This window comes from Arthrobacter sp. R4, assembly GCF_051365025.1.
In the GTDB taxonomy this organism is placed as follows: domain Bacteria; phylum Actinomycetota; class Actinomycetes; order Actinomycetales; family Micrococcaceae; genus Arthrobacter.
Map to the genome: position 1 here is coordinate 300430 of NZ_JBLWIJ010000013.1, position 13513 is coordinate 313942.

At 68.2% G+C, this 13513-nt stretch carries 13 protein-coding genes; 3 read left to right on the plus strand and 10 right to left on the minus strand.

The window, feature by feature from the left end:
- The first annotated feature begins 26 nt into the window (after positions 1–26).
- The gene (locus tag ACLKOZ_RS09925; RefSeq protein ID WP_436474731.1) at positions 27–290 is read left to right on the plus strand and encodes a hypothetical protein; all 264 of its coding nucleotides are present in this window, start codon (positions 27–29) and stop codon (positions 288–290) included.
- Positions 291–397: 107 nt separating this feature from the next.
- Here ACLKOZ_RS09925 and ACLKOZ_RS09930 read toward each other — a convergent pair whose 3' ends face one another.
- Positions 398–1147 (minus strand): 3-hydroxybutyrate dehydrogenase, encoded by a 750-nt coding sequence (locus tag ACLKOZ_RS09930; protein WP_337349079.1) that lies wholly within the window; start codon positions 1145–1147, stop codon positions 398–400.
- 52 nt (positions 1148–1199) lie between these two features.
- Positions 1200–2582 (minus strand): MFS transporter, encoded by a 1383-nt coding sequence (locus ACLKOZ_RS09935; protein WP_337349080.1) that lies wholly within the window; start codon positions 2580–2582, stop codon positions 1200–1202.
- Between the two features lie 130 nt (positions 2583–2712).
- On the opposite strand from ACLKOZ_RS09935, the gene ACLKOZ_RS09940 reads away from it, so the two are divergent.
- Positions 2713–3630: a LysR family transcriptional regulator gene (locus tag ACLKOZ_RS09940; RefSeq protein WP_436474733.1), complete on the plus strand. Its 918-nt coding sequence runs from the start codon at positions 2713–2715 to the stop codon at positions 3628–3630.
- 28 nt (positions 3631–3658) lie between these two features.
- Here ACLKOZ_RS09940 and ACLKOZ_RS09945 read toward each other — a convergent pair whose 3' ends face one another.
- The 3 genes from ACLKOZ_RS09945 to ACLKOZ_RS09955 all read right to left on the minus strand — a co-directional run bounded on the left by ACLKOZ_RS09945 (position 3659) and on the right by ACLKOZ_RS09955 (position 7625).
- Positions 3659–4594 carry a spermidine synthase gene (locus ACLKOZ_RS09945; RefSeq protein ID WP_436474735.1) on the minus strand — a complete coding sequence of 312 codons (936 nt, stop codon included), beginning with the start codon at positions 4592–4594 and terminating at the stop codon, positions 3659–3661.
- Positions 4595–4656: 62 nt separating this feature from the next.
- Positions 4657–6183 carry a D-glycero-beta-D-manno-heptose 1-phosphate adenylyltransferase gene (rfaE2, locus tag ACLKOZ_RS09950; protein WP_436474736.1) on the minus strand — a complete coding sequence of 509 codons (1527 nt, stop codon included), beginning with the start codon at positions 6181–6183 and terminating at the stop codon, positions 4657–4659.
- Positions 6180–7625, minus strand: coding sequence for an aldehyde dehydrogenase family protein (locus tag ACLKOZ_RS09955; RefSeq protein ID WP_436474737.1), 1446 nt, complete (start codon positions 7623–7625; stop codon positions 6180–6182). The genes rfaE2 (ACLKOZ_RS09950) and ACLKOZ_RS09955 overlap by 4 nt, the downstream gene beginning before the upstream one ends.
- Positions 7626–7797: 172 nt before the next feature.
- On the opposite strand from ACLKOZ_RS09955, the gene ACLKOZ_RS09960 reads away from it, so the two are divergent.
- Positions 7798–8943 carry a glycosyltransferase family 9 protein gene (locus ACLKOZ_RS09960; RefSeq protein WP_436474739.1) on the plus strand — a complete coding sequence of 382 codons (1146 nt, stop codon included), beginning with the start codon at positions 7798–7800 and terminating at the stop codon, positions 8941–8943.
- Here the strand turns inward: ACLKOZ_RS09960 and ACLKOZ_RS09965 are convergent.
- The 5 genes from ACLKOZ_RS09965 to ACLKOZ_RS09985 form a co-directional block, all read right to left on the minus strand.
- On the minus strand, positions 8940–9641 hold the full coding sequence (locus tag ACLKOZ_RS09965) for an SDR family oxidoreductase (protein WP_436474741.1): 702 nt from the start codon (positions 9639–9641) through the stop codon (positions 8940–8942). The genes ACLKOZ_RS09960 and ACLKOZ_RS09965 overlap by 4 nt on opposite strands.
- Positions 9642–9662: 21 nt before the next feature.
- On the minus strand, positions 9663–11045 hold the full coding sequence (gene rfaE2, locus ACLKOZ_RS09970) for a D-glycero-beta-D-manno-heptose 1-phosphate adenylyltransferase (protein WP_436474743.1): 1383 nt from the start codon (positions 11043–11045) through the stop codon (positions 9663–9665).
- Entirely contained in the window at positions 11042–11779 is a 738-nt protein-coding gene (locus ACLKOZ_RS09975; RefSeq protein WP_337349088.1) for a D-sedoheptulose-7-phosphate isomerase, read from the minus strand. The genes rfaE2 (ACLKOZ_RS09970) and ACLKOZ_RS09975 overlap by 4 nt, the downstream gene beginning before the upstream one ends.
- Positions 11776–13095 carry a glycosyltransferase gene (locus ACLKOZ_RS09980; RefSeq protein WP_436474745.1) on the minus strand — a complete coding sequence of 440 codons (1320 nt, stop codon included), beginning with the start codon at positions 13093–13095 and terminating at the stop codon, positions 11776–11778. The genes ACLKOZ_RS09975 and ACLKOZ_RS09980 overlap by 4 nt, the downstream gene beginning before the upstream one ends.
- On the minus strand, positions 13092–13513 hold a 422-nt coding region (locus ACLKOZ_RS09985; RefSeq protein ID WP_436474747.1), incomplete at its 5' end, for a glycosyltransferase. The genes ACLKOZ_RS09985 and ACLKOZ_RS09980, both read right to left, overlap by 4 nt.

The window sequence follows — 13513 nt, forward strand, 5'->3', positions numbered from 1 at the left end:
GCGCCGCACTCAAGGAGTGGTTCGCAATGGTGAAAGCACATGTCCAGGACCTTGCCAGCATGGGCAGGCCCGTAAGATTTTCCTCCCTCAGCGCCAGCGCCTGGGATCGTGTCCGGGTGACACTCGTTCCGCGGTGCCCCTATCGCGTGGGGGACGCCGTGGTGGGAGACGATCCGTTCAACGGCAGGCATGAGGGGATTGTGATGTCCCTCCGCGGCTCGTCCGTGGAACTCGGCACCGCTGCCGGGGTGTTCTTCTACGACCACCGCCACCTGAGGCGCCTGGACTAGCGCCCCGGGTGGCGGATGTCGATCCGACCCTGCGCCGACATGACAGATAATCCCCATGATCTGGACTCCGATGGGGGTTATCTGTCATCTCGCGAACTCCGAAACCCTTAGCGCGCGGACCAGCCGCCGTCCATCGTGTAGCTGGCGCCGGTAACCATACCCGCATGGTCCGAGGCCAGCCAGGCCACCAGGGACGCTACCTCCTCCGGCTCCACGAGCCGTTTGACGGCGGACTCTGTGAGCATCACCCTGGCCAGGACCTCGGACTCCGGAATACCGTGCACCTGCGCCTGGTCCGCGATCTGCTTCTCGACCAACGCAGTCCGGACGTAGCCCGGGTTGATGCAGTTGGACGTGACTCCGTGCTCCCCGCCCTCAAGCGCCGTCACCTTGCTCAGCCCTTCCAGGCCGTGCTTGGCGGAAACGTACGCGCTCTTGAACGGGGAAGCACGGATTCCGTGGACGGAGGACACGTTGATGATTCGGCCGAACCCGTTGGCATACATGTGCGGCAGGGCGGCCCGGATCAGCAGGAAGGGCGCTTCCAGCATGAGGGAGATGATCTTGCGGAACTCCGCGGGATCAAACTCCTCGATGGGGCTGATCCGCTGGATCCCGGCGTTGTTCACCAGGATGTCGCAGTCCAGGCTCAGGGTGGCGAGCGTGTCCACGTCCAGCAGGTCAACAGCCCACGAGGTGCCGCCCACTTCGTCGGCGAGCGCGGCGGCGCCGGCGGAGTCGACATCGGCAACCACCACCTTCGCCCCGCGGGCAGCAAGCTCCCGGACGCACGCGGCACCGATTCCGCTGGCACCGCCGGTGACCAGCGCCTTGCGCCCGTTCAAATCGCGTTCCATTACTGTTCCCATCGTGTGCTTACCCGACAAACGGTCCAACGGCTCAAGCAGCTCAGCGTGAGCCGGCTGGCAGGAGTCCTTCGCGGGCGGCGTCGGCCTTGTCCACTTCCTCCAGCGCGATGCCCTTGGTTTCCTTCAGGCTCAGCACGGCCACCGTGGTGATGGCGCACGCCACCACGAGGTAGATGGCGGTGGGCACCCAGGAGCCGGTGTCCTTGAGCCACTGGGTGGCCAGGAGCGGGGCCAGCGAACCGGCGAAGATGGAGGTGACCTGCGAGCCCAGGGAGACGCCCGAGTAGCGCATCCGGGTGGGGAAGAGCTCTGCCATGATGGCGGGCTGGCCAGCGTACATAAACGCGTGCAGGCACAACCCGATGGTCACGGCCAGAACGATCACCACGGCATTGCGGGTGTCGAACATGGGGAAGGCGAAGAACGGCCACGCCGCGCCGGAGATTGCGCCGATGAGGTAGACGGGCTTGCGTCCCAGCCTGTCCACGAGCCGGCCCACCTGCGGGATGACCAGGAAGTGGATGACGTGGGCGATCAGGAGTGCCAGCAGGAGCGAGGAGGTGTCGTATTTGTGCACGCTCTTGAGGTAGACGATCGCGAAGCTGACCACCAGGTAGTACATGATGTTCTCCGCGAAGCGCAGTCCCATGGCCTGCAGGATGCCTTTGGGGTACTTGCGGACCACCTCGAAGACGCCGTAGCTGACGGCCTGCTCCTTTTCCACCAGCGCCTTGGCCTCCAGGAAGATGGGGGCTTCGGTGACGTGCGTGCGGATGTAGTAGCCGACGAAGACGATCACTGCGGAGAGCCAGAACGCCACGCGCCAGCCCCAGCCCAGGAACGCCTCAGGGCTGAGGGCCGTGGACATGATGAACAGCACCAGCGTGGCCAGCAGGTTGCCCACCGGAACTGCGGCCTGGGGCCAGCTGGACCAGAAACCGCGGGAGGCGTTGGGGCTGTGTTCGGCAACCAGGAGCACCGCGCCGCCCCATTCGCCACCGAGGGCGAAGCCCTGGATAAAGCGGAGGGCAACCAGCAGCGCCGGGGCCAGGTAGCCGATGTCGGCGAAGCCCGGGAGGCAGCCCATCAGGAAGGTGGCAACACCGACGATGATGATGGTCAGCTGCAGCGTGGGCTTGCGGCCCAGCTTGTCGCCGATCTGGCCGAAAACGATGCCACCGAGGGGGCGGGCCACAAAGCCCACCGCGTAGGTGAGGAAGGCCTGGATGATGCCGTCCAACTCGTTTCCCGTGGCCGGGAAGAAGTACTTCCCGAACACCAGGGTTGCGGCGGTGGCGTAGAGGAAGAACTCGTACCACTCCACCACCGTGCCCACCATTGAGGCGGCAACAATCTTTTTCAGTCCGGACCCCTTGGGGGCGGATCCGGCGGCATTATCTGCCGAGCGCTGTTCTACGCTCATGGGGTTTCTCCTTAGTGTCCACTCTGACACGTGCTGTGATCTCCAGCACTAATGGCTCCACTGAGTATTACTGCACAAACATGCACCTACAATGACCAATCCGGCACCAACCATGTGCACAATTGCAGATATGAACACCAATCCCGATGACTTGCTGGTCCTGCTCGCAGTCTCCCGGTCCGCTAAATTTACGACGGCGGCACAGGCCCTGGGCCTGAACCACACCACTGTTTCGCGCAGGATAGCAGCGCTCGAGAAGGCGCTGGGCGGCCGGGTGCTGGCCCGTGCGGCCGGCGGCTGGGAACTGACGGAGCTCGGGACTGAGGCCGTCCGCGTCGCCGAACAGGTGGAGGCCGCGGTGAGTGCGCTGGGACCGTCAGGGAAGGCACCGGACCCCATTGCCGGCGTCGTACGCATGACGGCGACTGACGGCTTCAGTGCCTACATCGCGGCCCCGGCCGTTGCCCGGCTGCGCCGCGACCACCCGGGGCTGACCGTTGAAGTGGTGACCATGACCCGGCGGGCGCTGCAGCAGCGTTCGGGCCTGGACATCGAAGTGGTGGTGGGCGAACCGCAGGTCCACCGCGCCGAAGCCGTCCGGCTGGGTGACTACATGCTGGGGATGTACGCCTCGCGCGCCTACCTCGAGGAGAACGGGACACCTGCCAGCGTGGCGGAACTGACGGAACACCCGCTGGTCTATTTCGTGGATTCGATGCTGCAGGTCGATGACCTCGATGCACCGCGCCGGCTGGTTCCGGCGATGCGGGACGGGCTGACGTCCACCAACGTTTTTGTCCATGTAGAGGCAACGCGGGCCGGGGCGGGCATCGGGTTCCTGCCCTGCTTTATGGGTGACCTGCACGAGGACCTAATCCGGCTGCTCCCCGAGGATTTCGCCGAACTTCTTCCCTACTGGATGGTGCTGCGGCCTGACTCGATGCGCCGCCCTGCCGTGGCCGCTGTTGTGCAGGCACTGCAGGACCAGACGGCAGCGCACCGGGAAAAACTGTTGGGCCGGGGCAAAACCCCATCGAGTGCTCCGTAAACGCCGTTTTGGGCGCTCAAAAGGGCGCTTACGGAGCAATCGATGGGGTGACCGGGTCGTGGCGCACCGGTGACCCGGCGGCGAAGGCGCGCACCTGGGCGTCGTTCCAGATGTGCGCCGGGACAGCTCCGCCCAAGAGCCGGCGGGCCAGCTTGGGGTCGCCGTCCAGGGGAGTGTCGCTGCCGGCCATCACCATGTTTCCGTAGCGGCGGCCCTTGAGCATGGCGGGATCGGCGATGATGAGCGTGTGTTCGAAGGCGGCCGCGATGGTGGCGGCGTCCTCCCGCGCGTTCTTGAGGTCCGGGGCGTCACCGGAGTTGACCACATAGAGACCGCCCGGGGCAAGGACCCGCCTGACGTGCTCGTTGAACTCGGCGGTGGTAAGCGGCCGGGGCGTCAGCGCACCCGCAAAGACGTCACGGATGATGAAGTCGCGGGTGTCCGGCGTCAGCGTCTCGGTCACCTCGCGGGCCTCGCCGACCCTGATCCGGAGCAGCGGGGCCTTGGGGAGGTCGAACCAGCCGCGGACGTACTCCGCCAATTTGCCGTCGAGCTCCACCACCACCTGGCGCGCATCCGGGTAGGCCGCGTGGAAGTAGCGGGCCAGGGAACAGGCCCCGCCGCCCAGGTGCAGTCCACGCAGCCGGTGCGGCCCGCTGTCCTTCGGTCCGCCCTGCCCGGACGCCGGTGGCCAGCGCGATTCAATCAGCGCCGCCATCCAGCGCATGTACTCAAAATCGAGGAAGAGCGGATCGGCGAGGTCGATGTGGGAACTCATGACGCCGTTGATTTTCAGCAGCCAGCCGTTGGAGTTGTCCTGGTCCGCGATGAGCTCGCAGTCCCCGGTATCGATGTAGTAGACGCCCTCGACGGGGCCCTCCGGCCGGGTACCCTTGGGCACCTCGATGACTCCCGCTGCCGAACGCTGGCTGTTCCGGCCGCCTGACTTGCCGCGTTTCGCCATTATCCGTGTGCCGCTTCAGTCATGGCTCAACATTAGTTGACTGGCACGCAGGAGCGGCGTCCCTACTGGACTTGCCTGGCTCCCTCACCCGCCCTGATGCGTCTGACCACGGCCGTGGTGGAACGTTCGGCCACGTAGTCCAGGATGGCCACCCGACCACCGCACTCTTCCACCGCACTGGCCTCCTCCAGCATGTCCGCAGTGTAGTCACCGCCCTTGGCGTACACCTCGGGCTTGAGCCGCCGGATCAGCGGGCTGGCCGTGGGGGTGTCAAAGACCGTGACATAGTCCACGCAACTGAGCGCGGCAATGACTGCAGCCCTGTCCGCCTCGGTGTTGATGGGACGGTCCGGTCCTTTGAGCCTGCGCACTGAGGCATCGCTGTTCAGGGCCACCACCAGGATGTCGCCCAGCTGTTTGGCCTGGTTCAGGTAGCGCGTATGGCCCTTGTGCAGCACGTCGAAGCAGCCGTTGGTCAGCACGATCCGCTGGCCCTGGGAGCGGTGCGCTTCCAGCTCCAGGGCGAGTTCGTCGATGCCGAGGGCCGTGTCCGCGAAGCTCGCCAGGTACCGGCCCAGTTGGGCGGTGCTGCACACCGACGTGCCCGGCTGGTGCACCACCACGTCCGCCGCGGCCTGGGCCAGGTCCAGGCTTGCCGTCAGCGGGAGGCCTGCCGAGTGGGCCAGGGTCAATGCCGCAACAAACGTGTCTCCGGCCCCGGAGGCCTGCTTCTCCGCAGCGGGCCTGGCCCAGGTCCGGTGGGTGCCGCCATCGGCCGGGAACAGTACCGTTCCGTCGCGGTCCAGCGTCACCACCACCGCACGCGCCCCGGTGGCAGCGCACAAGGCATCGCGGTGCCGGGCCACGGCGGCCACCCGATCCGGACCCTCCGGCAGGCGCAGGCCCAGCAGGCGGCTGGCCTCCTGGGCATTGGGCGTGGCGAGGTCCGGCCGCAACGGCGCCCAAGGGCGGGGATCGTGGGCATCCACCACCGTCAAAGGCCGCGAAACGGGCCCGCCCAGCGCCTCAATGAGGGCCTCGCGGACCGGGCCGGCCAGGACACCCGTCCCGTAATCGCACACCATCACCGCGTCCTGGTGCCCGACGGCGGCACGCACCGATGCGGCGAGCGCCGCCAGCGCATCGGCCGGGACGGCTTTGGCTGAGTCGTCGATCCGCAGCATCACCTGGCCGCCGCTGCTGATCCGGATCTTCGTGGTGGTGACCATGTCCGGATGCGTGTGGAGATGCCGGACGTCAATCCCGGCATCCTGAAGCTTCCTCCGAAGCGTCGTCCCGGCGTCGTCCGTTCCGATGATGCCGGCCACCGACACCCTGGCCCCGAGCGCCGCGAGGTTCATGGCGGTGTTTGCTGCACCGCCGGGGACGAAGTCGCGGGTGGCCACGTCCACCACCGGGGCCGGCGCCTCCCGGCAGAGCCGCTCGATGGTTCCGCTCCACCAGCCGTCCAGCATCACGTCGCCGAGCACCGTGATGGCCGGCCGTTCGGCGGCGAGGCGGCGCGGCAGCCATTCGGAGAGTCCCCGCTGGCTGGAGAGGTCGTCGGCGTCGGCGTGCAACGGGCTCATCGCTGGTCCTCTACAGATGGCGCCCGTTCCCGCAGGGCGAACGGAGGCGGAGCCGCCACATGCACCACTTTCACCCGGGTGAACTCATCGAGCAGCTCGGGGCCGTAGCCAAAACCCTCGCCGCTGGCGCCCCGGGGCTGGGCCGAACCACCCGGCGCCCCGCCAAACACCTCGTTGATCTTCACGGTGCCCACCGGAAGGGCGGCAATGGCCTGCTGGACATGGGCGATACTCCCGGTCAGGACCGTGGCGGCCAGCCCGTAACGGCCGCTGCCCGCGAGCCGCAGCCCTTCGTCGAAACTGGGGACCACCTGGACGGCAGCCACAGGGCCAAAGGTTTCCTCCGTCATCACCTGCATGCTGTCGGTGCAGCCGAGCAGGACAGTCGCCGGGTAAAAGGCACCGGGCCCGTCCGGAATTGATCCGCCTTCCACGGCGTGGGCTCCCTGCTCCAGTGCCTCGGACACCTGGGCGTGGACGGTGCCACGCAGCCTGGTATCCACCAATGGAGCCATGGTCCCGTTGCTGTTGCGGAGCGCCGCTTCGGCTTCCAGCGCAGCGCAGAATTCGGACGCGATGGCCTCATGGACGTAGATCCGTTCCACCGATGTGCAGATCTGTCCGCTGTTGCTGAAGGCGCCGATGGCCGCCTGCTCGGCCGCCCACGCCGGATCAACGTCGCGGTCCACCAGCAGTGGATCGTTCCCGCCGTTTTCCCGGAGGACGTGGGCTCCGAACTGGACGGCTGCGTGGGCGATCCGCTCCCCGGATGCAGTGGAACCCACGTGGGCAATGACGTCGACGGCGGCCCGGGTCAGGGCTTCTCCCACCCCCGCGCCGCCGGACACAGTCAGCAGGACGCCCGGCGGAAAGGCCGGCGCCAACACTTCCCCGAGGGCTTCACCGAGGCGTGGGCAGCGCTCGCTCGGCTTGTGCACCACAGTGTTGCCGGTGACCAAGGCTGCGCCAATCAGGCCGCACGCTACCGCTACGGGATCGTTCCAGGGAGTGAGGAGAACGGCAACGCCGCGGGGCTCGGCCACCGTGTAGTCCGAGGCGGTCCGGCTGCCCAGCAGGCTGTGTCCGCGGTGCACCGGGCCCAGCTCGGCGTATTGCTCCAGGGTTGAGACTCCGGCGGCTATCCCGGCCAGGGCTTCTTCGAGCGGGCGTCCGGTTTCACTGCTGTTGAGGCCCGCCAGTTCCTGCGCGGCGGCCTCGAGTGCCCGGGCAGCGGCACGGAGCGCGGCACCCCGCTCCGCCGGGGCGACGCCGGCCCACGGCCCGGCGGCGCTCCTGGCCACCTCGACGGCGTGACTCACCGCTTCGGGCCCGGCCTCAGGGACGGACCACAGGAACTCCCCGGTGCGCGGATCGCTGATAGCCAGTCCGGAGCCGTCAAGGGTCAGGTCAGGGGTGGTTGTGGGTGTGGCGGTCGTATGCATGGAACTCCTCCGTACGTACTTCTCCTTGGAGTCCCGTACCCCGGGGGCGGATGTTTACACGGTGGAATCCGGGCAGAATTGCGCCCCTAGCCAGGTGGGCCGGGCGTCCGTAAGGTGGCAGCACGCGAAGGCACAGGCACAAGCATAGGTACAGGCATAGAAGGAGGGCAGCATGGATGAGACCGCCAGGGGCGTCGGGCCGGTGCTAGGCAAATTCCCCGGGGTCTCGCGGGTCGCAGTACTGCGCGGCGGCGGCCTGGGGGACCTGATGTTTGCCCTTCCTGCCGTCACCGCGTTGAAGAAGGCGTATCCGGGCTGCACCGTGACGCTCCTGGGGACACCGCTGCACGAATCCCTGCTCGCCGAAGTCCAGAGCGCGGTGGACGATGTCATGGTGCTGCCCTTCGCCGAAGGGGTGCGGCCCGGCACCGAGGACGCGTCCGCCGTCGACCGGTTTTTCCTCGACGCCCGCGCCCGGAAGTTCGACCTGGCGGTTCAGTTGCATGGCGGGGGACGGTTTTCCAACCCGTTCCTGTTGCGGCTGCAGGCCCGGCACACGGTGGGGTCCGCGACCCCGGATGCCGTCCCCCTCGAACGGACCCTGCCGTACACCTACTACCAGCACGAGCCAATGCGGGCCCTGGAAGTTGCCGGCCTGGCAGGCGCTGCACCAGCGGCACTTGAGGCACAGCTTGCGCCGCAGGAGAGGTTCGTGACACCGCTGCCTGACACCCTCGGCGCGGCGTTGCCAGCCGCCGGTACTCCCGTACTGGTGATCCATCCGGGCGCCAGCGATCCCCGCCGCCGCTGGCCGGTGTCCAGTTTCGGGGCGGTTGCCCGGGCAGCGTCCGACGACGGCTGCCGGGTCCTGGTGGTGGGCGACCGGAACGAAACCGGGCTGGCGGAAGCAGTGGTGACTGCCGCCGTCGGGCCTTCCGCCGGAACCGGTTCAGGCACCGCAGCGTCTGCGGTTTCCGTGTCCTCCGTGGCAGGGAAGCTGGGGCTTGGTGAGTTGGCCGCGCTGCTGGCCCGTGCCGATGTGGTGCTGGCCAATGACAGCGGACCGCGGCACCTGGCGCAGGCGCTCGGTACAGCCACAGTGGGGATCTACTGGGCGGGGAACGCCCTCACGTCCGCTCCCCTGGGCCGCGGCCGGCACCGGCTCCAACTCTCCTGGACGACGCACTGCCCCGTGTGCGGGGCAGACGTGACGCAGGTGGGCTGGACAGCTCCGCGCTGCCCGCATGACGAGTGCCTGGTGGCGGGTATCGGGCCGGCCGAGGTTTACCAGGACGTTCGGAGCCTCTTGGGAACTTAGGGCCAGGAGCCCTCCTCTGCGTGGCAGATCAGCATCTCCCGCACCTCGCAGCCCTGCGGTTGGGAGAGCACGAACAGGATGGCTTGGGCAACGTTGGCCGGGCTGTTGAGCCGGGAGTCGTCCTGTGGTTTGTACTGCTCGGTCCGGTCATCAAAGAAGTGCGTGTTCATGCCGCCGGGGATCATGGTGGTGACACCGATCCGGCCGCCGGTTTCAGCGGCGAGCGCGTGGCTGAAGCCCACCACGCCGAACTTGGAGGCGCAGTAGGCCGTGGCGTCGGCCACCGCGCGTTTTCCCAGCGTGGAGGCCACGGTGACCACCCTTCCCCGCGATTCCATCAGGTAGGGCAGCGCGGCGCGGACAACGGCGACTGTGCCCAGCAAATTGACGCCGATCACCTTCTCCCATTCGTCGGCGTCGACGTCCGCCAGCTTGCCGCACCGGTCGATGCCCGCGGCCGTGACCACTGCTTCGAGGCCGCCCAGGGACTCCGCGGCCTCCCGCACGGCCTGCTCCACGGCCAGGCGGTCTGCGACGTCAACTTCGAAGGCTTTCACTGCGGAGACAGTGCTGATGTCCCGGTCAAGGACCACCGGGGTTCCGCCCGCCTTCAGGACGGCGTCGACGACGGCGGCCCCCAGTCCGGAGGCCCCTCCGGTGACCAGGACGCGGCCAGGCCAGGGTGTCTCTGTGTTCATGGTGTTCCTTTCGGTTGAGTTTCAGCTGACCTTGCCCAAGGCTTCGGCCAGGCCCGTTGTGGAACGGGCCGGGTGGTAGGGGACCGTAACGCAGCGGCCGCCCCAACTTTCCACGAGTTCTGCCTCCGGCAGCCTGGCATTTTTGTAATCGCCGCCCTTGACCCAGATGTCCGGCCGCAGCCGCTCCAGGGCGGCCTCCGGGGTGTCCTCGTCGAAGATCATGACAGCGTCCACGCATTCCAGGGCCAGCAGCAGTTCGGCGCGGTCCTGTTGGTTCATGATGGGCCGTTGCTCACCCTTGAGCCGGTGGACGGACGCGTCCGAATTCAGGCAGACAACAAGGCAATCGCCCAGTTCACGGGCGGCCGTCAGCGATCTGACGTGCCCGGCGTGCAACAGGTCGAAGCAGCCGCCAGTGGCCACCACTTTGCCGCCGTTCTCCCGTACGCTCCGGGCCAGGAGCAGTGGTTCGGTGGTGCGGTGCCTGCGTTTGGCCGGTCCTGCCGGCTCCGGCAAGGACGCCACTCCCCCGGCAGCAAGGAAATCCGCGGCTTCATGGACGGCGAGGACGGCGGAGTCCTCCAGGTCCCGGCCAGCCAGCAGGTGCACTGCCAGGCTTGCGGCGAGCCGGTCCCCTGCCCCACAGGGATCTGCCTGCTCCACCCGGGGTGCCGGGACGGGACGCGGGACGCGGTCACGCTGCCGCAGCAGTGTTGCTCCGTGCTCGCCCGTGGTGACCAGGACAGCGCGGCTGCCCCACTGGTCCAGCAGTATGCCCGCCACCTTGGCCGCCCCATCGGCGGAGGCGGCTCCGGCGAACCCGTCGCCGAGGCTCCCAGCCGCTTTGTGGGCTTCAGCAAGGTTGGGAGTGACGACGGCGACCCCCGGCACGGGAGCGGCGCCCGCGGGGTGCGGATCCCACACTATGGGCACATCCTCGGCCAGCCTCGCCAGAAGCTCCCGGAGCTGCGGGTTGGCCGCCAAGCCACGTCCGTAGTCAGCGACAATGATGGCGCTGGCCTTTTCCACGGCCCGCAGCATGGCGGGCGTCACGTCCGGCACCGGGACCCTCCCACAGCCCTGGTCGAACCGGACCACGGGATGTGTTCCCGCCCGGACACGCGTCTTGACCGGCGTCGGGAAGCTGCTGGGACCGGCCGCCAGGCGCACGCCCGCGAGCGCCGCCTCCAACTGGCGCCCGGCGTCGTCATCCGCCAGCACCGTGACAAGGGTGACCGGCCAACCGTCGCCCGCCAGCATCCGGGCCACCAGACCGGCTCCTCCCGCCCGGCGCTTCACGCCGGTGACATCAACCACCGGCACGGGAGCGTCCGGGCTCAGCCGGGTGGCATCGCCGGACAGGTCAACGTCGAGGAGCACGTCCCCCACCACCACGATCCTCATGGTTCAACACCCCACTCCGCTTCCGTTCGTCCCTCCTGGAGACCCGTACTCCGCCGGCGCACCTCCAGGTCAAATGCCCGGCAGATGGCGTGCAGTGCAATCAGGTGGCCCTCCTGCGCGTTGGCGTTGAGGGCATCGATCGTCACTGCCTCATCGCAGGCGTCGGCCAGGGGATTTGGCCCCGGGCCGGTCAGTGCCCACGTGGTGACATTGAGGCGGGCGGCCGCTTCCACGGCGCGCAGCAGGTTGGGGCTCTGGCCGCTGGTGGAAAGCAGCAGCAGGACGTCCCCGGAACGGCCGTGGGCGCGGACCTGCCTGGCGAACACGTGTTCGTAGCCGTAATCGTTGGCGAGGGCAGTCAGCGCCGAGCTTTCGGCGTGCAGCGAGATGGCCGAGAACGGGGCGCGTTCGCCGTCGAACCTGCCCACCAGTTCAGCGGTCAGATGCTGGGCCTCGGCGGCCGAACCGCCGTTTCCGGCCGCCAGGAGCCGCTGGCCGCAGAGGAGGCGCTGCGCCAGCTCCACGCCCCAGGCCGCGAGACGGCCGGATTGGGCCCGGAGCGATTCCAGTGCCGGAACCACGTTGTCCAGATGCGCTTGCACCGTGTGCAGCGATTCAGCGTCCGCGGACTCCGTGTCCGCTGCCTCCACCTCCAGCACTTCCAGTCCCGGCAAAGCGGCTGGAAAGGCGAGGGCCTGAATGTCGGCTTCGCGGATGGACCATTCGGCGGTCACAGCGCTGCCCCTTCCATTCCCAGGGTTGCAGGCAGTTCCGCCATGGCCAGCTGGTAGGCCTTCTCCGTTTCCGCGGCAACCCGGTCCCAGGAATACCGGGTCCGTGCACGGACCTGCCCGGCAGCCCCCATTTCTGCGCGGAGACCGGGGTTTGCCAACAGGATGGCCACCGCAGCGGCGATGGCCTCCGGATCCCGGGGCGGTACATGCAGCCCGGTACCGTGATCGAGGACGGTGTCCTGCAGCCCGCCCACTGCAGCCGCCACCACCGGCACACCGCACGCCATGGCTTCCAATGGAACGATGCCGAACGGTTCGTACCAGGGCGTGCACACGACGGCGTCGGCGCTGCGGAAGATTCCGGGCATGTCGCCGCGCGGCACCTGACCACGCAAGGTCACTTGGTGCGCAACGCCCAGCCCTTCGGCGAGGTCCAGGAGGCGCCGCACTTCCGGATCGGCATGAAGTACCCCGGGCTCGGCGCCGCCGCCCACGATGAGGAGTTCGACGTCGTCGAATCCCGCCTCGGCCAGCTGCGGGAGCGCGCGGATCACCAGGTCCACGCCCTTGCGGGGTACCAGCCGGCCAACCGAGAGGATCCGGTGGGTCCTGGGCCTCGGAGCGGGCGGACCGTCCGCGGAAAAGAGCCCCAGGTCCACCCCACACGGGGCGATGGACACTTTTCCGGTGTCGATTCCCATTGCTTTGAGTTCGAACACTTCGTCGGAGCAGGTGGCAATGATCCTGTCCGCGGACCGGCCCACTGAGGGTTCCAGCCAGCGACGCTGCGGCGGGCTGGTGTCCTCGCTGCCTTGATGCCTGCGTTTGACGGTTCCGAGCGCGTGGAAGGTCTGGACGACCGGAATCCGGTACTCGGCATCATCCCTTCTGGCAGCCCGACCGGAAGTATCCCGTGGAGAAGTATCCCGTTCTGCCGAGTCCTGTCCGCCGATCCGCCCGACCGCTTCGAGGGCCGCGAGCCCTGACATCCAGAAGTGCCCGTGCACCACGTCCGGCGGCAGCCGGCCCCAGTCCTTGGCGATGCCCGCCGCGAGGTCGTCCATGAACGGAAGCAGCTCATCTTTGGGCACATGGCAGGGGGGCCCGGCGTCCACATGCACTACTTCCAGCCGGGGCCCTGCCTGCACCCTCGCCGGCAGGTCTTCCGCGTCCCGCCGCGTGTACACGGTCACGCTGTGGCCCCGCCGGGCAAGGGCCTCTGACAGCGCGGCGACGTGGACGTTCTGCCCGCCGGCGTCCACCCCGCCCAGTGCGGCCAGCGGGCTGGCGTGCTCGGAAACCATCGAGATCTTCATGGGGTGTTCCTCTCTCGCGCCGGAATAAGGATCTGCTCGTCCAGACGTGTGGTGTGGGGGTGCCGCTTTCCGTTCGCGGCGGCCGGGGTGCGCAGGTCCGCGAGGACCTCATCCCAGCGGTTCAGAAACTTGGTGAGGCCATAGCGTTCCAGCGCCGCCTCCCGGGCGGCGAGGCCCCGCCGTCGCGCTTCTTCCGGGTTGGCGATCAGGCGGCGGGCGCAGCAGAGCAGTTCGCCGACGTCGGCGGACACCGCACCGGCTTCCGGCGGCACCGCGCGCGGCGCCTCGGTGGCCGCCAAGGCCAGGACTGGCATGCCCAGGTGCATGGCCTCCAAAAGTGACAGGCCCAGGGACGTCCACCGCATGGGGTGCAGGTAGACCCGGCAGCGGGCCAGTTCGCGGTGCAGGTCACGGGTCC